The sequence below is a fragment of the Vibrio sp. 811 genome (assembly GCF_033339195.1).
The window spans coordinates 1-23,513 of the sequence record NZ_JAWOUB010000026.1 but is presented as its reverse complement, the minus strand read 5'-3'; the positions used below and the strand labels follow the sequence as shown (position 1 = coordinate 23,513).

The window sequence follows — 23,513 nt, the reverse complement described above, 5'->3', positions numbered from 1 at the left end:
AGACAAGTAACATGCAAGTATCAGATTTCCATTTCGACCTTCCAGATGAACTCATCGCTCGCTACCCTCAACCAGAGCGTACCGCTAGCCGACTGCTGCAAATGGACGGCAATACCGGAGAGCTCATTGATGGCACATTTACTGATGTATTGGGCCAAGTTCAACCCGGTGACTTAGTGGTGTTTAATAATACTCGTGTTATTCCTGCTCGTCTTTTTGGCCGCAAGGAATCGGGCGGTAAATTAGAAGTGCTAGTGGAGCGCATGTTGGATGAGAAAAGCATCCTCGCGCACGTTCGTTGCTCTAAATCACCAAAACCAGGTACAACCATTATTGTTGGCGAGAATGATGAATATTCAGCAGAGATGGTTGCACGCCATGATGCTTTATTTGAACTGAAATTTAGTTCTGATAAGACGGTACTAGAAATTCTGGAAGAAATCGGCCATATGCCGCTTCCTCCTTACATCGACCGTCCAGACGAAGATGCAGATAAAGAGCGTTACCAAACGGTATATAATCAAAAGCCAGGTGCGGTTGCGGCACCTACAGCGGGCCTTCACTTTGATGATGTTCTCTTGGAGAAAATCAAAGCGAAAGGTGCAGAGTTTGCTTACGTTACTTTGCACGTTGGGGCGGGTACATTCCAGCCGGTAAAAGTGGAAAATATCAACGATCACCACATGCATGCCGAGTACGTAGAAGTACCACAAGAAGTCGTCGAAGCAATTAAAGCGACGAAAGCGCGTGGCGGACGAATTATTGCTGTTGGTACCACATCTGTGCGTTCACTTGAAAGTGCAGCGCAAGACGCATTGCAAAAAGGGACTGAGCTGGCCCCATTCTTTGGCGATACTGAAATCTTTATTTTCCCTGGTTACGAATATCAGCTAGTGGATTGCTTGATCACAAACTTCCACTTGCCTGAATCAACACTGATCATGTTGGTGAGTGCATTTGCTGGATACGAGAACACCATGAATGCTTACAAACATGCGGTGGAAAACAAATACCGTTTCTTCTCGTATGGCGATTCAATGTTCATCAAGAAGAAAACGGCGTAGTTAAAAATAGATTTACGAGTGCTAGCAGTAAGCTAGGAAATAAAGCATCCATTGCTTTGTCTCTCGCAAGGAAAAGCGACCGCTCCTTAAAGTAGGGTAGAGCCCTAAACACTCAGTCAGACTGTTTCTCTGACACCCGGAGGCATCGTGAAATTAAAATTCGATCTTAAGAAGAAAAACGGCAATGCACGTCGTGGTCAACTGACTTTCGAACGCGGCACTGTTCAAACTCCTGCGTTCATGCCAGTAGGTACTTACGGTACCGTTAAAGGTATGACACCAGAAGAAGTAAAAGGTACTGGTGCAGAAATTCTGCTAGGTAATACGTTCCACCTGTGGCTACGTCCTGGTCAAGAAGTGATGAAAATGCACGGTGACCTGCACGATTTTATGAACTGGCACGGTCCTATTCTTACTGATTCAGGCGGCTTTCAAGTATTCAGCCTTGGTAAGATGCGTACGATCACTGAAGAAGGTGTTCACTTTCGTAACCCAGTAAACGGTGACAAGATTTTCATGGACGCAGAAAAGTCGATGGAAATTCAAAAAGACCTGGGCTCTGACATCGTTATGATTTTTGACGAGTGTACGCCTTACCCAGCGACACACGATGAAGCGAAGAAATCGATGGAAATGTCATTACGCTGGGCACAGCGTTCACGTGACCACTTCGAGAAGCTAGAAAACCCGAACAACCTATTTGGTATTGTCCAAGGTGGTGTTTACGAAGATTTACGTGATGTGTCGGTAAAAGGTCTAACGGAAATCGGTTTTGACGGTTACGCGGTTGGTGGTTTGGCAGTAGGTGAGCCTAAAGAAGACATGCACCGTATTCTTGAGCATACTTGTCCTCAACTTCCTGAAGACAAACCTCGCTACTTGATGGGCGTAGGTAAGCCAGAAGACTTGGTTGAAGGTGTTCGTCGTGGTATCGACATGTTTGACTGTGTAATGCCAACGCGTAACGCACGTAATGGTCACTTATTTGTGACTGGTGGTGTGATCAAGATCCGTAATGCGAAACATAAAACGGATACAACACCATTGGATCCGCATTGTGACTGTTACACTTGTCAAAACTACAGCAAGTCGTACCTTCACCATTTAGAGCGTTGTAATGAAATCTTAGGCGCTCGCTTGAATACAATCCATAACCTGCGTTACTACCAACGTCTGATGGAAAGCATTCGTAAAGCAATTGATGAAGATCGCTTCGATGAATTTGTTACTGAGTTCTATGAGCGTCGTGGCCGTGAAGTGCCACCACTAGCAAAAGAGCAGTAATTGAAAAACTAAAAGAATTAAAGCCTTTGGCATGTCGCCAGAGGCTTTTGCTAATAAAGTAGGCTAACGCACGTTATTTTTGAGAGAGCGATCTCTATTAGTTACTCTCAGACTTGAATCTAAAATGCGAAAGCCCAATTTGTTTGATTATCAATAAAATATAATGAGGATGTTTTAATGTTTATTTCTCAGGCTCACGCAGCAGCAGAAGGCGCGCCAGCAGGCGGTGGTTTTGAAATGCTAATCATGCTTGGCATGTTCGCAGTGATCTTTTACTTCATGATTTATCGCCCACAAGCGAAACGCGTAAAAGAACACAAAAACCTAATGGCTTCTATGGGCAAAGGCGACGAAGTTTTAACTAGCGGTGGCCTAGTGGGTAAAATCACTAAGATTGCTGAAGACAATGACTACATTTCAATTGAGCTTAACGCGAACAATGAAGTAGTAATCAAGAAAGACTTCATCACTGCAGTGCTACCAAAAGGTACGCTTAAGTCTCTATAAAACAGCTAAAGGATCCTCGCTGTGCTAAACCGTTATCCATTATGGAAGTACTTGATGGTGCTTTTTGCCATCATCACCGCTGCGTTATACGCACTTCCAAATATCTACGGTGAAGATCCGGCTATTCAAGTTACAGGGGCGCGTGGCGCCTCTGTAGATATGTCAACGCTGGATGCTGTCACTACTGCTCTTAACAAAGAGCAACTTTCTCATAAATCCATTGCTCTCGAAGATGGATCAATTCTTGTTCGTTTTAACGACACTGACACACAAATCAGTGCTCGTGATGTCATCAGCGAAGCGCTAGGCAAAGACACAATTGTTGCACTTAACCTTGCACCTTCTACACCCGATTGGCTAGAAGCGATTGGCGCGTCACCATTGAAGCTAGGTCTTGACCTTCGCGGTGGTGTTCACTTCTTAATGGAAGTGGATATGGATGCAGCGATGGAAAAGCTTGTTGGTCAACAAGAAGAAGCTTTCCGTAGCGAACTTCGTGACGCCAAGATTCGTTACCGTGCAATCCGCCCTTCTGGAAAAGAAGCGGTAGAAGTGTTGTTGCGTAACGAAGAGCAATTAGCAGAAGCGAAAGCAACGCTAGAAAAGAATCACCCGGACATGATTTTTGTCGATTCTGATTCAAATGGCCGTTACGCTCTTACTGCCACTTTTACTGAGCAACGTTTACAAGAGATCCGTAACTATGCTGTTGAGCAAAACATTACGATTTTGCGTAATCGTGTCAACGAACTAGGTGTTGCGGAACCATTGGTTCAACGTCAAGGTGCTAGTCGCATTGTGGTTGAACTGCCTGGTGTTCAAGACACTGCTCGTGCAAAAGAAATTCTCGGAGCTACGGCGACGCTTGAATTCCGTGAAGTTGATGATAAAGCTGACCTATCGGCAGCGGCAAATGGTCGTGCGCCAGCAGGTAGTGAAATCAAGATGGACCGTGATGGTCGCCCAGTTGTGCTTAAGAAGCGCGTTATTCTTGGCGGTCAAAGCATCACAGATGCAAGCTCAAGTGTTGATGAATATGGTCGTCCACAAGTTAACATCTCGCTAGACAGCGAAGGTGGTAATAAGATGTCTGCGTTCTCTAAGAAGAACATTGGTAAGCTAATGGCTACCGTGTTTGCAGAATACAAAGACAGTGGCCGTCGTACGCCTGAAGGCAAAGTTATTCTGGATAAGCATGAAGAAGTCATCAACCAAGCAACGATTCAATCGGCTCTTGGTCGTAACTTCCGTATCACAGGTATCGACTCTGCTGCAGAAGCACACAACCTAGCACTTTTACTACGTGCTGGTGCACTGATTGCACCTATCTCTATCGTTGAAGAACGTACCATTGGTCCATCAATGGGCCAGCAAAACATCGATATGGGTATCCAAGCATGTATCTGGGGTATGGTTGCCGTAATGCTATTTACGCTGCTTTACTACCGCGGCTTTGGTTTGATTGCAAACATCGCTCTAATGGCAAACTTGGTGCTTATCATTGGTGTTATGTCGATGATTCCAGGCGCTACCATGACGCTTCCAGGGATAGCCGGTATCGTGTTAACAGTCGGTATGGCGGTTGATGCGAACGTACTGATCTTCGAGCGTATCCGTGAAGAAATTCGTGATGGACGTAGTCCACAACAAGCGATTCACCAAGGTTACGCGAATGCATTCAGCACGATTGCTGATGCGAACATCACAACACTAATTACTGCAATCATTCTATTTGCGGTCGGTACAGGTGCGGTGAAAGGTTTCGCAGTTACTCTATCTATCGGTATCTTAACTTCAATGTTCACCGCCATTATTGGTACACGTTGTATCGTGAACCTGATCTACGGTGGCAAACGCGTTGATAAATTGTCGATCTAAGGCTGGGAATTAATATGTTTCAAATTCTAAAAGCAGAGAAGACGATCGGCTTTATGCGTTGGTCGAAAGTAGCATTCGTTTTTTCAATTATAATGATTGCTGCTTCTATCTTCACTTTGTCAACCAAGTGGCTTAATTGGGGTCTAGATTTCACTGGCGGTACTCTTATCGAGGTCGGTTTTGAACAGCCAGCAAACCTTGAAGAGATTCGTGCAGCACTAGATTCAAAAGGCTTTGGCGATGCGACAGTACAAAACTTCGGTAGTGCTCGTGAAGTCATGGTCCGTCTTCGTCCACGTGATGACGTTTCTGGTGAAACGCTAGGTAACCAAATCATTGGTGCTATCAAAGATGGTACTGGCGAAAGCGTAGAAATGCGTCGTATTGAGTTCGTAGGTCCCAACGTTGGTGATGAGCTAACAGAAGCTGGTGGTCTAGCGATCTTGGTATCGCTGATCTGTATCCTGCTTTATGTATCGATGCGATTTGAATGGCGTCTAGCGGCTGGTGCGGTAATGGCATTGGCTCACGATATTATTATCACGCTAGGTGTCTTCTCGTTTCTACAAATTGAAGTTGACCTGACCATCGTAGCTGCGCTACTGACGGTTGTGGGCTACTCACTCAACGATACCATCGTTGTATTTGACCGGATTCGTGAAAACTTCCGTAAGATGCGTAAGGGTGAACCTTCAGACATTATGGACGCCTCAATCACTCAAACGTTGAGCCGTACATTGATTACATCTGGTACGACGCTGTTCGTGGTAATTGCACTGTTCATGCAGGGTGGTGCTATGATTCACGGCTTTGCAACCGCACTTTTACTCGGTATCACTGTAGGTACTTACTCTTCTATCTACGTAGCATCAGCACTGGCTCTAAAACTGGGTATCCAGAAAGAGCACTTGATGCCACCTCAAGTAGAAAAAGAAGGTGCAGAGTTCGACGAAATGCCATAAGGCAGATTGAGAACCGAAAACAAAAACCGCTGAACAATCAGCGGTTTTTTTATGCCTGATAGATTTGAAAGTTTCATTTTTTTTTGAGGTACTTCCAGCTTGAATTGTAGTTTTTTGCTTGAGTTGAATATCGGAAGTATGTTCAACAATTTCGGGAGGAAATAATGTCAAGGCAAGCTGAAATAAAAGTACAGTTACTGAAGTTTGTAGAGATTTCTTACAAGCACAATAAAGGCGTTACCACCAAGCTAGTTACTGGAGGGAAAAGGTTCAAGTTAGCAGTTGATGAGTCAGGTAAAGTAATTTTATCTGGTGAGCTTGGATTTACTAAGTTTGAAGTTTCAAAAGAAATGGTTGAAGAGCTGGGCATAAAATTAAAAGCCGTTTCTGTTACTTTTAAAACTACTCGTGATGGTGTTTTGACATACAGTAGGAGTGTTTCTCTTTTTGGTGTTGTTTCCTTTGGTGTTACTGGGCAGGTAAATGTCCGAGAGCTTTTAGAGCAGTGCGAGTGGGGGCTTTGTAAGTACAGATTTAAGCCGAGTAAAATTGATCAAGCGCTCCGTGAAGCTGGGGTTTAGTTGGTTATGCTAAATAGAATTCTACCTATTCCGGTTTTACTATGTGTTTCAACGCCCTGCATCGCAAGTCCACTCCACGATACTTACCTTGATATACGTAATAATTTATACAAGATGCAGTATATAGAGGTGGTAGAAGCTATGGCAGGACCAAATCTATCGATTGAAGAGCTGAACAGTATTAAGTCTCACCCAATAAAATTTGGTCATCAATTTCCATTTTTATCATCTATCCCATCAAGTTTGGTTACAGAGCTGTCTTACTTTGAAGAATACAGTGAGGATGGAGGAGTTGGATGTCTTTCTGTAAACGGCTTTGGTGATGTATACCAGCCAGTCACGGTTTCGCTGCAGTTTTTAATGAAGGAACAAGTATGGAAGGTTAAGCACGTAAAAATAGACCACTTAGCTGACTACGACCGTTTCTACAAACAGGCTGATTGTTCGAAATAAAAAAGCCCCGCTCATTGAGCGGGGCTTTCTAAAGTCATCAGCGTGACGGGCTATATATGACTTTCAAATATTACTTAAGGATCGCGCTGTTACCGTTTTCGCGAATGTGCTTAAGGATAGATTTTACGCCACGAGCGCTTGAAGCAACGATGTTACCAGACTTCATGTAGTCAGTGCCGCCAGCAAAGTCTGTTAGGATTGCGCCAGCTTCACGAGCAATAAGCTCACCTGCTGCCATATCCCAAGGTTTTAGGCCTAGCTCGAAGTAACCATCAACACGGCCAGCAGCCACGTAACAAAGGTCAAGAGCAGCAGAGCCGCTACGACGGAAATCAGCACATTCAGTGAATAGCGCACCAACGATCTTGATGTAAGACTCAGCGTGTTGTTTCTGCTTGAATGGGAAGCCTGTTGCTAGAACAGTACCTTGAAGGTCTTTTAGTTGAGCAACACGAATACGTGCACTGTTTAGTTGAGCGCCGGCACCGCGTTGCGCAGTGAATAGCTCGTTTTGCATTGGATCGTAAACACAAGCAACTTCAGTTTTGCCCTTAATACGAACAGCGATAGAAACCGCGAAAGTTGGGTAACCTTTTACAAAGTTAGTGGTGCCATCCAGTGGGTCGATGATCCATTGTACGTCTTTATCTTTACCTTCGATAAGACCTTGTTCTTCAGCAACGATACAGTGCTCAGGGTAAGACTGCTTGATAGTATCGATGATGATGTATTCTGCTTCTTTGTCTACGTTAGTGACAAAGTCATTAGTGCCTTTAAGAGTAGATTCTACTTTATCAGTGTTTTCTAATGATTTAGCAATATGATTGCCTGCCTTTCGCGCAGCGCGAATAGCAATGTTTAGCATTGGATGCATACGAATTTCCCAACGGATGTTAAAGAACAAATGAAAGCGGCGGCGAGTATACCAGAGATAATTAAAAAGGGAAGTGATTATTTTTTACTCTAATTGCGGCCGACTGAGTGTACAGATCATACTGCGGACGAGAACAATAACCAAGAATGAGAAGAGAGGTCTGCTTGCCTCTAGGGTGTCTTAAAAAACTATGATAACATTCTGCGGTTTTAATTTAGGTAGCAAACACAGATGTTGGATCAAGTAAAAATTGTACTCGTAGGTACCTCTCATTCAGGCAATATTGGCTCAGCAGCTCGAGCAATGAAAGTGATGGGTTTAAACCAACTAGTATTAGTCGATCCACAATGTGAAGTGGATGAACAAACTCTTGCTTTAGCTGCGGGTGCTGGTGATATTGCTCAAAATGCAAAGATTGTCGGCACATTAGAAGAAGCGGTTGAAGATTGTGGCCTTGTTGTGGGTTCTAGCGCCCGCTCTCGTACATTAGAATGGCCAATGCTCGAGCCACGTGAATGCGGTGAGAAATTTGCAGTTGAAGGCCGAAAGCATCCGGTTGCGCTCGTGTTTGGCCGAGAAAGAACTGGTTTGACAAACGAAGAGCTACAAAAGTGCCACTACCATGTTTGTATTCCCGCTAATCCTGAGTACAGCTCGCTTAACCTAGCGATGGCTGTACAAACTCTCAGTTACGAAGTGCGAGTTGCACACTTGAACTTAGAGCAAAGCCAGTTTTCCCCAAATGAATCGGAAGAATACCCGCGTCATCGAGAACTCGAATTGTTCTTCGAGCATCTTGAAAAGGTGATGGTTGAGACCCAGTTTATTAACAAAGAGCAACCTGGACAGGTGATGAATAAGTTGCGCCGTTTGTTCTCTCGTGCTCGACCAGAAACCCAAGAACTTAATATTCTACGAGGCGTTTTGACTTCGATAGAAAAGAAGTTCTGAGTGAATAATAACCACTTTAGATGTGAGGATGAATACCTGAGTAAAATGGTCAAATAAATACTTGACCAAATTACTCAGGTATGGAAAAATCTTAACCATTACAAACCATGTGGATACGGTGTGGTATGAAACTTACATCTAAAGGAAGATATGCGGTGACAGCCATGCTGGATGTGGCACTGCATTCGCAACAAAACCCTGTACCTCTGGCTGATATTTCAGAGCGTCAAGGGATCTCGCTCTCTTACTTAGAGCAGCTATTTTCAAAATTGCGTAAAGCAGGTCTCGTTGCCAGCGTTCGTGGTCCTGGTGGTGGTTACCGACTTGGTGCCGACGCTCACAGTATCGCTATTGGTACCGTGATTGCTGCCGTTGATGAGTCAGTAGATGCAACCAAATGCCAAGGTAAAGGAGATTGCCAAGGTGGAACACGTTGCCTTACTCACACGCTGTGGCGTGACCTAAGCTCTCGCATTAGTGACTTTTTGAATAACATCACTCTTGGTGAGTTGATGACAGACAATGAAGTACTCGAAATTTCTGATCGTCAGGACATTGATCTGGCGGTAACCCATGGGCTATCAAACAAAAATACAACCGCCGCGCCCATCGGTGTAAACGTCCGCTCTTAGCGGTCAGCTTTTTACATTGGAGTAGAGAATGAAACTGCCGATTTATCTTGATTATTCCGCTACATGTCCAGTTGATCCACGTGTTGCTGAAAAAATGGTTCAGTACATGACAATGGATGGCACATTTGGCAACCCAGCGTCACGTTCGCACCGTTACGGCTGGCAGGCAGAAGAAGCGGTCGATACTGCTCGTGAGCAAATTGCTGACCTTCTAAATGCAGATCCTCGCGAAATCGTATTTACATCTGGTGCGACAGAATCAGACAACCTTGCGATTAAAGGTGCAGCGCACTTTTACTCGAAGAAAGGCAAGCACGTAATCACTTGTAAAACAGAGCACAAAGCCGTTCTTGACCCATGTCGTCAACTTGAGCGTGAAGGCTTTGAAGTGACTTACCTTGAGCCAGAATCAAATGGCTTGATCGATCTAGAGAAGCTTAGAGCAGCCATGCGTGATGACACCGTGCTTGTGTCTATTATGCATGTAAACAACGAGATTGGTGTGGTTCAAGACATTACAGCGATCGGCGAACTGTGCCGTGAGCGTAAAATTGTTTTCCACGTGGACGCTGCGCAATCTGCAGGTAAATTACCAATCGACGTTCAAGAGATGAAAGTTGATCTAATTTCACTTTCTGCTCACAAAGTATACGGCCCTAAAGGTATCGGTGCACTTTACGTACGTCGTAAGCCTCGTATTCGTCTTGAAGCGCAAATGCACGGTGGCGGTCATGAGCGTGGTTTCCGCTCTGGTACACTTCCTACTCACCAAATCGTAGGTATGGGTGAAGCATTCCGCATTGCAAAAGAAGACATGCAAAAAGATTACGATCATGCTTTAGCGCTTCGTAACCGTCTTTTTGATGGCGTGAAAGACTTAGAAGCAGTGACGGTAAACGGTGACTTTGAGCAGCGTGTACCACACAACCTAAACATCAGTTTCGCATTCGTAGAAGGTGAATCACTACTAATGTCGCTTAAAGATCTAGCGGTATCTTCTGGTAGTGCTTGTACGTCTGCAAGCCTTGAGCCTTCTTACGTTCTTCGTGCCCTAGGCATGGATGACGAATTGGCTCACAGCTCGGTTCGTTTCTCGTTTGGTCGTTTCACGACTGAAGAAGAAATTGATTACGCAATTGAACAAATCCGCGTTGCAGTGACTAAGCTACGCGACATGTCTCCTCTATGGGATATGTACAAAGAAGGGATTGATTTGAGCACTGTTGAATGGGCTCACCATTAATCTCAGGGATTGAAATAGAGGATTCGAGGTAATTTATCATGGCATACAGCGAAAAAGTAATTGATCACTACGAGAACCCACGTAACGTTGGTTCATTCGATAAAGAAGATCCATCAGTAGGTAGCGGCATGGTTGGCGCTCCTGCGTGTGGTGACGTAATGAAGCTTCAAATCAAAGTGACACCTGAAGGTATCATCGAAGATGCGAAGTTCAAAACATACGGTTGTGGTAGTGCAATCGCATCAAGCTCACTAGTAACTGAGTGGGTAAAAGGTAAGTCAGTTGATGAAGCGGCAGCAATTAAAAACTCTGAGATTGCTGAAGAGCTAGAGCTTCCACCAGTGAAAGTTCACTGTTCTATTCTTGCTGAAGATGCAATCAAAGCAGCGGTTGCTGACTACAAGAAAAAACACCAAGAATAATTATTCCGTAATATAATGGGAGCTTTGACGCTCCCATTCCAATCGAAATTTAGACAGACTAAGGTGCAGTATGGCCATCACAATGACAGAATCAGCGGCAAGTCGCGTAAGAGCATTCCTAGATAACCGAGGCAAGGGTATCGGTTTACGTCTTGGAGTGAAGACGACTGGTTGTTCCGGCATGGCATACGTACTTGAGTTTGTTGATGAGCTCAATGAAGAAGACGAAGTATTTGAACTCTCTGGAGTGAAAATTATCATCGATCAAAAGAGCTTAGTGTACCTAGATGGTACTGAATTGGATTACGTGAAAGAAGGGTTGAATGAAGGTTTTGAATTCAACAACCCTAACGCGAAAAGTGAATGTGGTTGTGGTGAAAGCTTCAACGTCTAATTGATTGTCCTTCTGGGCAAACGAGTCCGGAAGGCTTTACTAGGACCCGAACTTAATGAATCACTTTGAATTATTTGGGCTACCAAGTCAGTTTAAGCTGGATGGTAGCCTTCTTTCTTCTCAGTTCCGAGAACTACAAAAACGCTTCCACCCGGATAACTTTGCAACGGGCTCAGAACGTGACCGTTTGATGGCGGTGCAAAAGGCGGCGCAAATCAACGATGCCTATCAAGTTCTGAAAAATCCTATTTCTCGCGCCGAGTATATCCTCGCAGAGCAAGGTGTTGAGATCCGAGGTGAACAGCAAACAATGCAAGATCCGATGTTCTTAATGGAGCAAATGGAACTGCGCGAAGAACTGGAAGAGATTGCTGACAGCTCCGATCCCGAATCGGCGCTTTTTGACTTCGATTCTAAGGTCAGCAAAATGTACAAACAGCATCTGGCAAGCGTCGAGCAAGAGCTTGATGATGGTCTATGGGCTGAAGCCGCAGACCGAGTTCGTAAGCTAAAATTCATTGCCAAACTAAAGAACGAAATTGAGCTAGTCGAAGACAAACTCCTCGGCTAGTAAGCGTGACAAGGACCTATCATGGCACTACTTCAAATCGCAGAACCGGGCCAAAGCTCGGCACCTCATGAGCATAAGTTAGCAGCGGGTATCGACTTAGGTACTACCAACTCTTTGGTTGCTTCTGTACGTAGCGGCGATGCAACTCCACTTGCGGACGAGCAGGGCCGTACTATTTTACCTTCAGTCGTTAATTACGCTGAGGAAACGTTAACGGTCGGCCACGAAGCCAAAGCCAAAGCAGAGTTTGAACCAGAGAACACGATTATCTCTGTAAAACGTTTGATCGGTCGTTCATTAAAGGACATTCAGTCCCGTTACTCTTCACTTCCTTATCGTTTTAAAGAGAGTGAAAACGGCCTGCCAATTCTGCAAACACCTCAAGGTGACAAAAACCCGATTGAAGTATCTGCGGACATCCTAAAAGTATTGGGTAAGCGAGCTGAAGATACGTTAGGTGGTGAGTTAGCAGGTGTCGTTATTACCGTTCCTGCTTACTTTGATGACGCGCAACGTGCAGGTACAAAAGATGCGGCGAAATTAGCTGGTCTTCATGTTCTCCGTCTACTTAATGAACCAACCGCTGCGGCAATTGCTTATGGCCTAGACTCTGGTCAAGAAGGTGTGATTGCGGTTTACGATCTAGGTGGCGGTACTTTTGATATCTCTATCCTACGTTTATCGAAAGGCGTATTTGAAGTATTAGCAACAGGTGGCGATTCTGCATTAGGCGGTGACGACTTCGACCATCTATTTGCCGATTATTTAATGGAGCAAGCGGGTCTAGAAGCTCCGCTTTCTGCAGAAAAGAACCGTACACTGTTGAACATTGCTACTGAAGCTAAGATTGCTTTCTCTGAGCAAGACAGTGTTGACGTTGACGTTTTTGGTTGGAAAGGCACCGTGACTCGCGAGCAGTTCGAAGATCTGATTCGTCCGCTAGTGAAGAAAACCCTGATGTCTTGCCGCCGTGCGCTGAAAGATGCGGATGTAGATGCGGAAGATGTACTTGAAGTAGTCATGGTCGGTGGCTCAACACGCACATTGCTTGTACGAGAAATGGTTGGCGAATTCTTTGGCCGTACACCACTGACAAGCATTAACCCAGATGAAGTCGTCGCAATCGGTGCGGGTATTCAAGCTGATATCCTAGCGGGTAACAAACCTGACTCTGAAATGTTGCTTCTTGATGTGATTCCACTGTCGCTCGGTATTGAAACCATGGGTGGTTTGGTCGAGAAGATCATCCCCCGCAACACTACGATTCCCGTTGCGCGTGCGCAAGAATTTACCACATTCAAAGATGGCCAAACGGCGATGAGTGTTCATGTGGTACAAGGTGAACGTGAAATGGTTGATGACTGTCGTTCACTTGCTCGCTTCTCGTTAAAAGGTATTCCTCCGATGGCAGCGGGTGCGGCACATATTCGCGTGACTTACCAAGTTGACGCAGATGGCCTTCTTTCTGTTACGGCAATGGAGAAGAGCACTGGTGTTCAATCAGAGATTCAAGTAAAACCTTCTTACGGCTTAAGTGACAATGAAGTGGCGGATATGTTGCGTGATTCAATGACGCACGCAAAAGAAGACATGCAAGCTCGTGCCTTAGCTGAGCAGCGTGTTGAAGCCGACCGAGTGATAGAAGGTTTGATTGCAGCGATGCAAGCTGATGGTGATGACTTACTATCAGAACAAGAGAAACAAAACTTGATTAAAGCCATCGAAGCCTTGATTGAGCTGCGTAATGGTGATGATGCAGATGCGATAGAGCAGGGCATTAAAGATACCGATAAAGCGAGCCAAGATTTCGCATCACGCCGTATGGATAAATCGATTCGAGCTGCGTTGTCAGGTCAATCAGTAGACGATATATAAGAGATAAGTAGTTATGCCTAAGATTATTGTATTACCACACGACGATTTGTGCCCAGAAGGTGCAGTGTTGGAAGCAAACTCTGGTGACACCGTTCTAGACGTAGCGCTAAAAAACGGTATCGGTATTGAACATGCGTGTGAGAAGTCATGTGCGTGTACTACCTGCCACGTAATCATCCGTGAAGGTTTTGATTCACTAGAAGAAAGTGAAGAACTAGAAGACGACATGCTAGATAAAGCGTGGGGTCTAGAGCCTGAGTCACGCCTAGGGTGTCAGGCGAGAATTGCTGATGAAGACTTGGTGGTAGAAATTCCTAAATACACACTAAACCACGCTTCAGAAGATCACTAAAACTATCTTCCCAATATAGGGAAGAAGCAAAAGGAAGATGAGCAATGAAATGGACAGATTCTCGCGATATCGCGATTGAACTTTGTGACAAGTTTCCAGATGTCGATCCAAAAACAGTGCGTTTTACCGATCTTCATCAATGGATCATGGAGTTAGATGAGTTTGACGATGAGCCAAACCGTTCTAATGAAAAGATTCTAGAAGCCGTTATCATGTGCTGGATGGACGAAGCAGACTAAGTCTGTAAAACACAGCCTAGTTAACAATTCTTACTAAAAAAAGCGGACCTTTAGGTCCGTTTTTTTATCCAATTGACATTTTTGCCCTACATAATGCTAACATCCGTGAGTTATTAAAAAGAAGCAGCGTAGGCAACGCTGCTATAAGACAAGGAGAAACCATGTCTACACAGATGTCTGTATTTTTAAGTCAAGAGTCGGCAGCACCACATTGGGGTGAAAAAGCACTGCTTTCATTCGCTGAAAACGGCGCAACTATTCACTTAGGTGAAGGTCATGATCTCGGCGCAATTCAACGTGCAGCTCGTCAGCTAGATGGCCAAGGAATTCGTTCTATTTTTCTTTCTGGTGATAACTGGGATCTAGAGAGCGTATGGGCTTTCCACCAAGGGTTCCGTAACCCTAAAAAACATGGCTCAGTTGAGTGGGCAGCATTGTCTGATGAAGAGCAAGCAGAGCTTCAAGCTCGTATTACTTCGACTGATTTTACCCGCGATATTATCAACAAAACGGCAGAAGAAGTTGCTCCTCGTCAGCTAGCGACAATGGCTGCTGAATTCATCAAATCTGTTGCGCCGAAAGGCACGGTGACAGCTCGTATCGTCAAAGACAAAGACTTGTTGGCAGAAGGTTGGGAAGGTATTTACGCAGTAGGCCGTGGTTCTGAGCGTACTTCTGCGATGCTTCAGTTAGACTACAACCCAACTGGTGACGAAAACGCACCTGTATTCGCATGTCTTGTGGGTAAAGGCATCACCTTTGATTCCGGTGGTTACAGCTTGAAGCCTTCTACCTTCATGAGTGCAATGAAAGCAGATATGGGTGGCTCGGGTACTATAACTGGTGGCCTAGGATTAGCTATCTTGCGCGGTTTAAACAAGCGCGTAAAACTGATCTTGTGTTGTGCTGAGAACATGGTTTCTGGCCGTGCCCTTAAGCTTGGCGACATCATCACTTACAAAAACGGCAAAACCGTTGAGATTATGAATACCGACGCGGAAGGTCGCTTGGTGCTTGCAGACGGTCTTATCTACGCCAGTGAGCAAAAGCCTGAGTTAATCATTGACTGCGCGACACTAACAGGCGCAGCGAAGAATGCGTTAGGTAACGATTACCATGCGCTAATGAGCTTTGATGATGAGCTATCGCATCAAGCGCTTACGGCGGCAAACCAGGAAAAAGAAGGCTTGTGGCCGCTACCACTTGCTGATTTCCATCGAGAAATGCTGCCATCTAATTTTGCCGATTTATCGAATATCAGCTCTGGTGATTATTCTCCAGGTGCAAGTACTGCAGCTGCATTCTTGTCTTACTTCGTTGAGGACTACAAAAAAGGCTGGTTACATTTCGACTGTGCGGGTACGTATCGTAAAGCCGCTTCTGATAAATGGGCTGCGGGAGCAACGGGTATGGGTGTTCGTACACTTGCTCGTTTCCTCAATGAGCAAGCTGGAAAATAAGATTGATTGCAGCACTCTCTTGTTTGAGTGCTGCTCTTACCCAGTAAGTCACTTTAAAAGCACAACTATTATTACAAGTACAGAAAGGAAATTTTATGGCTCTAGAAAGAACATTTTCAATCATTAAGCCTGATGCTGTAGAGCGAAACCTAATTGGTGAAATCTACAATCGTATTGAAAAGGCTGGCCTACGTATCATCGCTGCCAAAATGGTTCACCTGACAGAAGATCAGGCAAGCGGCTTTTATGCAGAGCATGAAGGTAAAGAGTTTTTCCCTCCTCTAAAAGAGTTCATGACATCTGGTCCTATTATGGTTCAGGTATTGGAAGGCGAAAATGCGATTGCACGTTACCGCGAGCTAATGGGTAAAACCAACCCAGAGGACGCGGCATGTGGCACTTTGCGTGCTGATTACGCACTCAGCATGCGTCACAATTCAGTTCATGGTTCAGATAGCCCTGAGTCTGCCGCTCGTGAAATTGAGTTTTTCTTCCCTGAATCAGAAGTTTTCTCTCGCTAACTCGTTCATGCATCACTTTTGCGTGATGATCTAGTTCGTAATAACCTCGGAATTGTCCGAGGTTTTTTATTCCGCATTCTCCATTTCACCGGCGAGTTCATTCGTAATTATTCGCGAAGATATTGGCTAATCTGAGCATTTTACAGAGGTGAAAGCTTAGTTACGTGTGTTTGTTCTCACTGTTTTCTCTGTACCACTTCTACGCTTTTGTTGTCGGTTGTCTAATCATTATTCTCACCGTAAAGTCTGATTAAAATTTAATCGTTTTTATTTTAATGCCTTAGCAAACTCAGGGTCTTACACCCCTTGTTGTAGCTGCATAAAGGCTGTACAATTCGCGCCCTTATTCTTGTTTCAGTCATTGAGAGGCAACATGACCACTGAAAAAATCAATCTACTCGACTTTGATCGCAAAGGCATGCGTCAGTTTTTCGCGGAAGAACTTGGCGAGAAAGCGTTTCGTGCCGATCAGGTTATGAAGTGGATCTACCATTTCGGTGTAGATGACTTCGAAAAAATGACAAACATCAACAAGAAGCTGCGCGAAAAGCTTTTACACAAGTGTGAAATTAAAGCACCAACTGTAGCAGAAGCTCAGCATTCTTCAGACGGCACGATCAAGTGGGCAATGAAGGTTGGTGATCAGGATGTAGAAACGGTTTACATTCCAGAAGATGATCGCGCAACGCTTTGTGTATCTTCTCAAGTAGGTTGTGCATTGGAATGTAAGTTCTGCTCAACAGCACAGCAGGGTTTTAACCGTAACTTGAAAGTTTCAGAGATCATCGGTCAGGTTTGGCGTGCTGCACGTGAAATTGGTCTTGAGAAAGAAACAGGCCGTCGCCCAATTACGAACGTCGTGATGATGGGTATGGGTGAGCCGCTTCTTAATATGAAGAACTTGATTCCAGCACTGGAGTTAATGTTGGATGACCTTGGCTTTGGTTTGTCGAAGCGTCGCGTAACCGTATCAACATCAGGTGTGGTTTCTGGTCTTGATCAGATGACGGGCAAAATCGACGTTGCGTTGGCGATCTCTCTTCATGCGCCAAACGATAAGCTGCGTAGTGAAATCATGCCAATTAACGATCGTTGGGATATTCAAGATTTCCTAGCATCCGTTCGTCGTTACATTGCTTCATCGAATGCAAACCGTGGCAAGGTAACAGTCGAGTACGTGTTGCTTGATCATGTGAACGATGACATGGACCATGCTCGTGAACTGGCTGAATTGATGAAAGACACACCATGTAAGATTAACTTGATTCCGTTTAACCCGTACCCAGGTTCACCTTACAAGAAACCAAGTAACTCACGTATTGATCGCTTCCAAAAAACATTGATGCAATACGAGCACACAGTTACGGTTCGTAAAACACGTGGTGATGACATTGATGCCGCATGTGGTCAGTTGGTCGGTGATGTAATTGACCGAACTAAACGTACGGCAATGCTGAAAGCGTCACGCGGTGCCGATACCATTGAAGTGAAAGCTGTATAAACGACCGGAATTCAAAAATAGCCAGAGCCATTCGCTCTGGCTATTTTGTTTATTGTTTAGGACATTTTCGCCAAGATTTGGGACTATCACTCTTCAACCTAAGGTTATTTGGGTATAATTTCGAATTCCTTTGTCAAAGTTTGGACAAAAGCTTGAGCTATCTGTTAGTTTGAGTGTAAAGAGTTTTTGTCTTCGTTGCGCATTCGCTTATCATGATATGTAACACTAACGATGACACCGATAATTCTCAGCACTTTCTCACATACGTTTTGCTGATTTTTGCAAAACGGGTATTCGCACTCAGATCGCTGAGAGTTTCTTAAAATTATTATTTTTGGTTAACGCGTTTTGGCTAGCTATCTTTAAAGAGGCTTAAGAACAATAACGAAAATACATGACCACGTTAGCCACTAAAACAGATTAAATACCGCCATTATGACAGAACACGAAAATACGAATGAAGTGCCACTCTCTATTGAAGCTGGCACATTACTGAAAAACAAACGTGAATCCTTGGGAATGAGCCAAAAGCAAGTTGCCGACCGCCTGAGGCTTCGCATTTCTGTGATTGAAGATATTGAAAATAACCGATTTGAATCTCAACAAGTCGCGACATTTACGCGTGGTTACTTACGCTCTTACGCTAAATTCGTAGGTCTTGATGAGAAGGTGGTTTTGACGGCGTTAGAGCAGACTGCCGATGCTCAGCCTCAAGAGCAAGAAATTGAAATGCAAAGCTTCTCTCGTAAAACAAAAGACGAGAAGCACAATAGCCGTATTATGCTCCTTACTTGGGTTATCGGGCTAGTCATTATTGGCATTTCAGCTGCATGGTGGTGGCAAAACCAACAAGAGAATAGCCTAACTAAGGAAGTAACGGATTCAAGTGTTGAAGCGCCGCAGCCCACTGCTCAAGAATTAGCTGATATCGATTTGATGACGGCTGAAGAGTTAATCGCAAGCACTCCTGAAGAAGTTGCTTCAACTAATGAAGGTGTTGCTGAATTGACTGAAGCACCCGTTGAGCAAGGGGCGGATCCTTTGCTGACTGAAACTGAAAATACAACAAGCGTAGATTCTGAAGAACCTGTTGCCGTGATTGAAGCGGCGGAAGAGGAACAGCCTGCGCCAGTAGTACCTGAAGGCATGACACTTCTTACTATGAAGTTTAAAGCGGACTGTTGGATTCAAGTAAAAGACACCAATGGTAAAACGCTGGTAAGTGGTACTCATAAGCCAGGACAAGATGTAGAACTTACCGGAAAAGCGCCATTTAAAGTGATATTAGGCGCACCGGAAGGGGTTACAATGACATTTGCAAGTGAACCTGTCGACCTTTCTGGGTATACTTCAGGCAAAGTAGCTAGATTCACTCTACCGTTATAAAAAATTATGCAACACGAATCTCCAATTATTCGTCGTAAATCGACGCGTATTTATGTGGGTGATGTGCCAATTGGTGATGGTGCGCCAATTGCAGTACAGTCAATGACTAACACTCGCACGACTGACGTAGAAGCGACAGTCGCTCAAATCCGAGCACTAGAAAAAGTCGGCGCAGATATCGTTCGAGTTTCTGTACCTACGATGGACGCAGCAGAAGCTTTCAAACTGATTAAACAGCAAGTTTCTGTACCATTAGTGGCTGATATTCATTTCGACTATCGTATCGCGCTGAAAGTTGCGGAGTACGGAGTTGACTGTTTACGTATCAACCCAGGTAACATCGGCAATGAAGAGCGCATTCGCGCTGTTGTTGATTGCGCTCGCGATAAAAATATCCCGATCCGTATTGGTGTCAATGGTGGATCTTTGGAAAAAGATCTACAGATGAAATACGGTGAGCCTACGCCAGAAGCCTTGGTTGAATCGGCGATGCGTCACGTAGATCATCTCGATCGTCTTAACTTTGACCAATTTAAAGTTAGCGTGAAAGCTTCAGACGTTTTTCTTGCGGTGGATTCATATCGTCTGCTGGCGAAGAAAATCGATCAGCCTCTTCATTTAGGTATCACAGAGGCGGGTGGTGCTCGAGCTGGCGCTGTTAAGTCATCTGTTGGCTTAGGTATGCTGTTATCTGAAGGAATAGGCGATACGCTGCGTATCTCTTTGGCTGCCGATCCAGTTGAAGAAATCAAAGTCGGTTTCGACATCCTTAAATCTCTGCGCATTCGCTCTCGAGGCATCAACTTTATTGCGTGCCCAAGCTGCTCACGCCAAGAATTCGATGTGATTGGTACGGTGAATGCACTGGAGCAACGTTTAGAAGACATCATCACTCCAATGGATGTGTCTATCATCGGTTGTGTGGTAAACGGCCCTGGTGAAGCAGAAGTTTCTCACTTAGGTCTAGCAGGTAGTAACAAGAAGAGCGCATTCTACGAAGATGGTAAACGCCAGAAAGAGCGCTTTAATAACGATGACCTTGTGAATAAGCTAGAAGCTAAGATCCGTGCGAAAGCAGCTATGATGAATGGCGAAAACCGCATCGAAGTTAAAGTACAAGATTAATCTCAACGAGAATTACGGTAAGTATTGTGGCAAAAACAATTCAAGCAATTCGAGGCATGAACGATTGCCTCCCAACTCAGTCGCCACTGTGGCAAAAACTAGAAAACACAGTGAAAAATGTAATTAGCGCATACGGTTATAACGAAGTGCGCATGCCAATCGTTGAGGAAACAAACCTATTCAGCCGCGCTGTTGGTGAAGAGACAGACGTCGTTTCAAAAGAAATGTACACTTTTGATGACCGTAACGGCGACAGCCTAACACTTCGCCCAGAAGGTACGGCGGGTTGTGTACGTTCATGTATCCAAAACAGCCTGATCAACCGTGATGAACAGCGTCTGTGGTACATGGGGCCTATGTTCCGCCATGAACGTCCGCAGAAAGGTCGTTACCGTCAATTCCACCAGTGTGGTGTTGAGGTGTTTGGTCTAAATGGTCCAGATGTTGATGCAGAGCTTATCATGATGACGGCGCGTTTATGGCGTGAGCTAGGTATCAATGAACATGTCCGTCTTGAGCTAAACTCTATCGGTTCTCAAGAAGACCGCGCAGACTACCGTACTGCACTGGTTGCATTCCTTGAGCAACATATTGATGTGCTAGACGAAGATTGTAAGCGTCGCATGCACACGAACCCATTGCGTGTTCTGGATACGAAGAACCCAGACGTTCAAGCTATTTTAGGTGATGCGCCTCGCCTTTCAGATTACTTGGGTGAAGAATCTAAAGCACACTTCGCAGGTCTATGTGAACTTTTAGACGCCGCAGGTATCAAATACACAGTTAACGAACGTCTAGTTCGTGGTCTGGATTACTACAATCGCACGGTATTTGAGTGGATCACTGAGAGCCTAGGTGCTCAAGGCACTGTATGTGGTGGTGGTCGTTACGATGGCCTTGTAGAGCAATTAGGTGGTAAACCAACACCAGCGGTTGGCTTTGCAATGGGCCTAGAGCGTCTAGTACTGATGCTAGAAACGTTGGAACTGACAGACGTTCGTCGCAGTGTTGACGTGTACGTAGTCACAGCGGGTGAAGGCACCATGATGGCAGGAATGAAGCTAGCAGAACAGCTTCGCGAGTCTGTTCCAGGCGTTCGTGTGATGAATCACTTCGGTGGCGGTAACTTCAAGAAACAGTTTAAACGCGCAGACAAAGTTGGTGCTGTTGTAGCATTAGTTCTGGGTGAAAACGAAGTTGCGGATAATACCGTAGTACTGAAAGACTTGGCTGGTGGTGAGCAAGAGACTTACAACCAAGCAGAAGTTGCAGAAAAGATCGCAGCACTGATTTAAGTCTTTTAGTAATCTAACAAAATTACATCCTAGTTCGTAAGCTAAGGCTCCCAAATGTGGAGCCTTTAAACGAAATAGGAACAATGGCAGCTAAGCTGCCATTTACATGTTTTAAGAGGACAGGAAGTGGAACTTTACGATACTGAAGAACAACAAGTTGAAGCCATTAAAGACTGGTGGAAGGAAAACGGCAAAGCCGTCATCATCGGTGCGGTTGTTGGTTTAGGTGGTCTATTCGGCTGGCGTTACTACCAGGATTCTGTGATTCAGGCGAGTGAAGCAGCTTCTCAAAGCTACACGACAGCAATGAATGCTTTGCAAGACAAAGGCACTGATGCTCAAGCTGACGTGAAAGCTTTCATTGAGTCAAATGAAGTAAAAGAATATTCAGTATTGGCTGCGCTACAACTTGCTAAAGCACAAGTTGAAGCTCAAGACCTTTCTGCTGCATTGGAGCAACTGAAGTGGGCGCAAAGCAACACTCAAGATGCTGCGTTGTTACCATTGATTAGTTACCGCATTGCGCGTATTGAGACGGAAATGGGTAACTTCGACGCTGCAACGGCAGAGCTAAGTAACGTCACTGATACAGCATGGACAGGTCGTATTGCTGAACTTCGTGGCGATATTGCGATTCGCCAAGGTGACAAAGATGCTGCGTACGCTGCGTATACTGAAGCTCAGCAAGCGGCAGATGCAAGCCCGACACTACAAATGAAATTGGACGATCTGGCGAAATAAGGACCGCATTGGATGAAAAGAGTCTTTAAGAAAGCCTTGCTAGGGGCGTTAACAATGGGAGTACTTGCCGGTTGTGCAGGTGAGAAAGACACCATTGTAATGGCGCCACTACCTCAGGTAGACAGTCAGTTTACAACCAGTAGTGAGTGGAGCACATCGGTTGGCGATGGTGTTGGTCATTACTTTTCAAAACTATCCCCTGTATTTGCGAATGATACATTGTTCGTGGCAAGTCGTGATGGCTTAGTAAAAGCGCTGGATCCTGAGAATGGTAAACAACGTTGGCAAACGGACCTAGAAGAAGATGTCATTGCTCGTCTCTCTGGTGGTATCACAGCGGCATACGGAAACCTTTACATTGGCTCTGAGAATGGTGAAGTCATCTCTCTTGACCAAGAAACAGGTGAAATTGTTTGGCGTGTAAAAGTTGGTGGTGAGGTACTGGCGAAGCCAGTTGCAGATTCAGGCCTTATTATCATCAATACTAGCCGAGGCATGTTGATTGCCCTTAATGAGAGTACAGGTGAGCAACGCTGGGCATTGAGCACAGAAGTGCCGAACTTAACTTTACGTGGCGACAGTACTCCGACTGCAATTGGCGGCGGTGTATTTTGGGGAACGGCAAATGGCCGACTCGCAGCTGCTATCGTTGAGCGTGGTCAGTTGATTTGGCAACAGCCTGTTGGTACGCCAAAAGGCGCGACAGAAATTGATCGTTTGGTTGACGTTGATTCATCGCCAATTGTGCTAGGCGGTACTCTTTTCACCATTGGATACAATGGTCAACTTATCGCCATTGACTTGCGTTCAGCGAACCCGATTTGGAAGCGTAATTACTCATCTGCGACAGACATTTCTACAGATGGTAGTCGCATCTTTGTGATAACGGAAAAAGATCATGTTGTTGCCGTTGATTCACGAAGCGGGACTGAGTTGTGGGAAAACAGCTTGCTTGAGCACCGACAACTTACAGCGCCAGTTATTGTTGGCAATTATCTCGTTGTCGGTGACACGCTTGGTTACCTTCACTGGATGGATCGTTCAACGGGCGAATTTGTTGCGCAGCAGTTTGTCGATGATAGCGGCTTGGCTGTTGGCCCGACGTTATTGTCGGATGGTTATGTGATTACAACTCGCAACGGCGATGTAAAGAAACTAACCATTAACGAATAATATCGTGATATAATTCACATTCGGCTCCT

General features: G+C 45.0%; 25 protein-coding genes. 24 read left to right on the top strand and 1 reads right to left on the bottom strand.

The genetic code is table 11. From position 1 onward, the window contains the following. Window positions 1-11 precede the first annotated feature (11 nt). The 7 genes from queA to R7Q46_RS22465 all read left to right on the top strand — a co-directional run bounded on the left by queA (window position 12) and on the right by R7Q46_RS22465 (window position 6,729). Window positions 12-1,064: a tRNA preQ1(34) S-adenosylmethionine ribosyltransferase-isomerase QueA gene (gene queA, locus R7Q46_RS22495; RefSeq protein ID WP_005381728.1), complete on the top strand. Its 1,053-nt coding sequence runs from the start codon at window positions 12-14 to the stop codon at window positions 1,062-1,064. 147 nt (window positions 1,065-1,211) lie between these two features. Next, entirely contained in the window at window positions 1,212-2,348 is a 1,137-nt protein-coding gene (tgt, locus tag R7Q46_RS22490; RefSeq protein WP_005381727.1) for a tRNA guanosine(34) transglycosylase Tgt, read from the top strand. A gap of 177 nt (window positions 2,349-2,525) precedes the next feature. Continuing rightward, window positions 2,526-2,855, top strand: a complete 330-nt coding sequence (gene yajC, locus R7Q46_RS22485; protein ID WP_005381725.1) for a preprotein translocase subunit YajC — start codon at window positions 2,526-2,528, stop codon at window positions 2,853-2,855. Window positions 2,856-2,876: 21 nt separating this feature from the next. Next, the gene (gene secD, locus R7Q46_RS22480) at window positions 2,877-4,733 is read left to right on the top strand and encodes a protein translocase subunit SecD (RefSeq protein WP_005381724.1); all 1,857 of its coding nucleotides are present in this window, start codon (window positions 2,877-2,879) and stop codon (window positions 4,731-4,733) included. A gap of 14 nt (window positions 4,734-4,747) precedes the next feature. After that, a complete protein-coding gene (gene secF / locus R7Q46_RS22475) occupies window positions 4,748-5,695 on the top strand; it encodes a protein translocase subunit SecF (protein ID WP_005383689.1) in 948 nt (315 codons plus the stop codon). Window positions 5,696-5,859: 164 nt separating this feature from the next. After that, window positions 5,860-6,276 (top strand): hypothetical protein, encoded by a 417-nt coding sequence (locus tag R7Q46_RS22470; protein ID WP_213871965.1) that lies wholly within the window; start codon window positions 5,860-5,862, stop codon window positions 6,274-6,276. A 141-nt stretch (window positions 6,277-6,417) separates the two neighbouring features. Further along, window positions 6,418-6,729 carry a hypothetical protein gene (locus R7Q46_RS22465; RefSeq protein WP_213871966.1) on the top strand — a complete coding sequence of 104 codons (312 nt, stop codon included), beginning with the start codon at window positions 6,418-6,420 and terminating at the stop codon, window positions 6,727-6,729. A 70-nt stretch (window positions 6,730-6,799) separates the two neighbouring features. On the opposite strand, the gene suhB is transcribed toward R7Q46_RS22465, so the two are convergent. Continuing rightward, on the bottom strand, window positions 6,800-7,603 hold the full coding sequence (gene suhB / locus R7Q46_RS22460) for an inositol-1-monophosphatase (RefSeq protein ID WP_005381722.1): 804 nt from the start codon (window positions 7,601-7,603) through the stop codon (window positions 6,800-6,802). A 231-nt stretch (window positions 7,604-7,834) separates the two neighbouring features. On the opposite strand from suhB, the gene trmJ reads away from it, so the two are divergent. The 17 genes from trmJ (at window position 7,835) to bamB (ending at window position 23,484) form a co-directional block, all read left to right on the top strand. After that, window positions 7,835-8,554, top strand: coding sequence for a tRNA (cytosine(32)/uridine(32)-2'-O)-methyltransferase TrmJ (gene trmJ, locus R7Q46_RS22455; protein ID WP_017633919.1), 720 nt, complete (start codon window positions 7,835-7,837; stop codon window positions 8,552-8,554). 125 nt (window positions 8,555-8,679) lie between these two features. Then, window positions 8,680-9,186 carry a Fe-S cluster assembly transcriptional regulator IscR gene (gene iscR, locus R7Q46_RS22450; RefSeq protein WP_005381720.1) on the top strand — a complete coding sequence of 169 codons (507 nt, stop codon included), beginning with the start codon at window positions 8,680-8,682 and terminating at the stop codon, window positions 9,184-9,186. A gap of 28 nt (window positions 9,187-9,214) precedes the next feature. Then, a complete protein-coding gene (locus tag R7Q46_RS22445) occupies window positions 9,215-10,429 on the top strand; it encodes an IscS subfamily cysteine desulfurase (protein ID WP_005381719.1) in 1,215 nt (404 codons plus the stop codon). A gap of 38 nt (window positions 10,430-10,467) precedes the next feature. Then, entirely contained in the window at window positions 10,468-10,851 is a 384-nt protein-coding gene (gene iscU, locus R7Q46_RS22440; protein ID WP_005381718.1) for a Fe-S cluster assembly scaffold IscU, read from the top strand. Between the two features lie 70 nt (window positions 10,852-10,921). Continuing rightward, entirely contained in the window at window positions 10,922-11,245 is a 324-nt protein-coding gene (gene iscA / locus R7Q46_RS22435; protein ID WP_005381717.1) for an iron-sulfur cluster assembly protein IscA, read from the top strand. Window positions 11,246-11,300: 55 nt separating this feature from the next. Then, complete coding sequence (hscB, locus tag R7Q46_RS22430; RefSeq protein ID WP_017820566.1) at window positions 11,301-11,816, top strand: co-chaperone HscB; 516 nt, start codon at window positions 11,301-11,303, stop codon at window positions 11,814-11,816. A gap of 21 nt (window positions 11,817-11,837) precedes the next feature. Further along, entirely contained in the window at window positions 11,838-13,691 is a 1,854-nt protein-coding gene (gene hscA, locus R7Q46_RS22425; protein ID WP_053302969.1) for a Fe-S protein assembly chaperone HscA, read from the top strand. Window positions 13,692-13,704: 13 nt separating this feature from the next. Next, window positions 13,705-14,043: an ISC system 2Fe-2S type ferredoxin gene (gene fdx / locus R7Q46_RS22420; protein ID WP_005381713.1), complete on the top strand. Its 339-nt coding sequence runs from the start codon at window positions 13,705-13,707 to the stop codon at window positions 14,041-14,043. Window positions 14,044-14,087: 44 nt separating this feature from the next. Beyond that, complete coding sequence (iscX, locus tag R7Q46_RS22415; RefSeq protein WP_005381711.1) at window positions 14,088-14,282, top strand: Fe-S cluster assembly protein IscX; 195 nt, start codon at window positions 14,088-14,090, stop codon at window positions 14,280-14,282. A gap of 161 nt (window positions 14,283-14,443) precedes the next feature. Continuing rightward, on the top strand, window positions 14,444-15,742 hold the full coding sequence (pepB, locus tag R7Q46_RS22410; protein WP_017633915.1) for an aminopeptidase PepB: 1,299 nt from the start codon (window positions 14,444-14,446) through the stop codon (window positions 15,740-15,742). 95 nt (window positions 15,743-15,837) lie between these two features. Continuing rightward, window positions 15,838-16,263, top strand: coding sequence for a nucleoside-diphosphate kinase (ndk, locus tag R7Q46_RS22405; protein ID WP_005381702.1), 426 nt, complete (start codon window positions 15,838-15,840; stop codon window positions 16,261-16,263). A gap of 373 nt (window positions 16,264-16,636) precedes the next feature. Further along, complete coding sequence (locus R7Q46_RS22400; RefSeq protein WP_017633913.1) at window positions 16,637-17,764, top strand: bifunctional tRNA (adenosine(37)-C2)-methyltransferase TrmG/ribosomal RNA large subunit methyltransferase RlmN; 1,128 nt, start codon at window positions 16,637-16,639, stop codon at window positions 17,762-17,764. A gap of 435 nt (window positions 17,765-18,199) precedes the next feature. Next, window positions 18,200-19,150: a cytoskeleton protein RodZ gene (rodZ, locus tag R7Q46_RS22395; RefSeq protein WP_005383707.1), complete on the top strand. Its 951-nt coding sequence runs from the start codon at window positions 18,200-18,202 to the stop codon at window positions 19,148-19,150. Window positions 19,151-19,156: 6 nt separating this feature from the next. Next, entirely contained in the window at window positions 19,157-20,275 is a 1,119-nt protein-coding gene (ispG, locus tag R7Q46_RS22390; RefSeq protein ID WP_005383709.1) for a flavodoxin-dependent (E)-4-hydroxy-3-methylbut-2-enyl-diphosphate synthase, read from the top strand. A gap of 26 nt (window positions 20,276-20,301) precedes the next feature. Then, window positions 20,302-21,570, top strand: a complete 1,269-nt coding sequence (gene hisS, locus R7Q46_RS22385; RefSeq protein WP_005381698.1) for a histidine--tRNA ligase — start codon at window positions 20,302-20,304, stop codon at window positions 21,568-21,570. 126 nt (window positions 21,571-21,696) lie between these two features. Beyond that, a complete protein-coding gene (locus R7Q46_RS22380) occupies window positions 21,697-22,311 on the top strand; it encodes a YfgM family protein (protein ID WP_005381697.1) in 615 nt (204 codons plus the stop codon). A 12-nt stretch (window positions 22,312-22,323) separates the two neighbouring features. Continuing rightward, window positions 22,324-23,484, top strand: a complete 1,161-nt coding sequence (gene bamB / locus R7Q46_RS22375) for an outer membrane protein assembly factor BamB (protein WP_005381696.1) — start codon at window positions 22,324-22,326, stop codon at window positions 23,482-23,484. The last annotated feature ends 29 nt before the right edge of the window (window positions 23,485-23,513 follow it).

Excerpts from the sequence above, each read along its gene's own strand:
- iscU (WP_005381718.1), top strand. The coding sequence starts at position 10,468 with ATGGCATACAGCGAAAAAGTAATTGATCACTACGAGAACCCACGTAAC.
- ndk (WP_005381702.1), top strand. The coding sequence starts at position 15,838 with ATGGCTCTAGAAAGAACATTTTCAATCATTAAGCCTGATGCTGTAGAG.
- iscA (WP_005381717.1), top strand. The coding sequence starts at position 10,922 with ATGGCCATCACAATGACAGAATCAGCGGCAAGTCGCGTAAGAGCATTC.
- R7Q46_RS22445 (WP_005381719.1), top strand. The coding sequence starts at position 9,215 with ATGAAACTGCCGATTTATCTTGATTATTCCGCTACATGTCCAGTTGAT.
- queA (WP_005381728.1), top strand. The coding sequence starts at position 12 with ATGCAAGTATCAGATTTCCATTTCGACCTTCCAGATGAACTCATCGCT.
- R7Q46_RS22470 (WP_213871965.1), top strand. The coding sequence starts at position 5,860 with ATGTCAAGGCAAGCTGAAATAAAAGTACAGTTACTGAAGTTTGTAGAG.
- fdx (WP_005381713.1), top strand. The coding sequence starts at position 13,705 with ATGCCTAAGATTATTGTATTACCACACGACGATTTGTGCCCAGAAGGT.
- trmJ (WP_017633919.1), top strand. The coding sequence starts at position 7,835 with ATGTTGGATCAAGTAAAAATTGTACTCGTAGGTACCTCTCATTCAGGC.
- R7Q46_RS22400 (WP_017633913.1), top strand. The coding sequence starts at position 16,637 with ATGACCACTGAAAAAATCAATCTACTCGACTTTGATCGCAAAGGCATG.
- pepB (WP_017633915.1), top strand. The coding sequence starts at position 14,444 with ATGTCTACACAGATGTCTGTATTTTTAAGTCAAGAGTCGGCAGCACCA.
- yajC (WP_005381725.1), top strand. The coding sequence starts at position 2,526 with ATGTTTATTTCTCAGGCTCACGCAGCAGCAGAAGGCGCGCCAGCAGGC.
- iscX (WP_005381711.1), top strand. The coding sequence starts at position 14,088 with ATGAAATGGACAGATTCTCGCGATATCGCGATTGAACTTTGTGACAAG.
- bamB (WP_005381696.1), top strand. The coding sequence starts at position 22,324 with ATGAAAAGAGTCTTTAAGAAAGCCTTGCTAGGGGCGTTAACAATGGGA.
- suhB (WP_005381722.1), bottom strand. The coding sequence starts at position 7,603 with ATGCATCCAATGCTAAACATTGCTATTCGCGCTGCGCGAAAGGCAGGC.
- hscA (WP_053302969.1), top strand. The coding sequence starts at position 11,838 with ATGGCACTACTTCAAATCGCAGAACCGGGCCAAAGCTCGGCACCTCAT.
- ispG (WP_005383709.1), top strand. The coding sequence starts at position 19,157 with ATGCAACACGAATCTCCAATTATTCGTCGTAAATCGACGCGTATTTAT.
- secF (WP_005383689.1), top strand. The coding sequence starts at position 4,748 with ATGTTTCAAATTCTAAAAGCAGAGAAGACGATCGGCTTTATGCGTTGG.
- rodZ (WP_005383707.1), top strand. The coding sequence starts at position 18,200 with ATGACAGAACACGAAAATACGAATGAAGTGCCACTCTCTATTGAAGCT.
- hscB (WP_017820566.1), top strand. The coding sequence starts at position 11,301 with ATGAATCACTTTGAATTATTTGGGCTACCAAGTCAGTTTAAGCTGGAT.
- iscR (WP_005381720.1), top strand. The coding sequence starts at position 8,680 with ATGAAACTTACATCTAAAGGAAGATATGCGGTGACAGCCATGCTGGAT.
- R7Q46_RS22465 (WP_213871966.1), top strand. The coding sequence starts at position 6,418 with ATGGCAGGACCAAATCTATCGATTGAAGAGCTGAACAGTATTAAGTCT.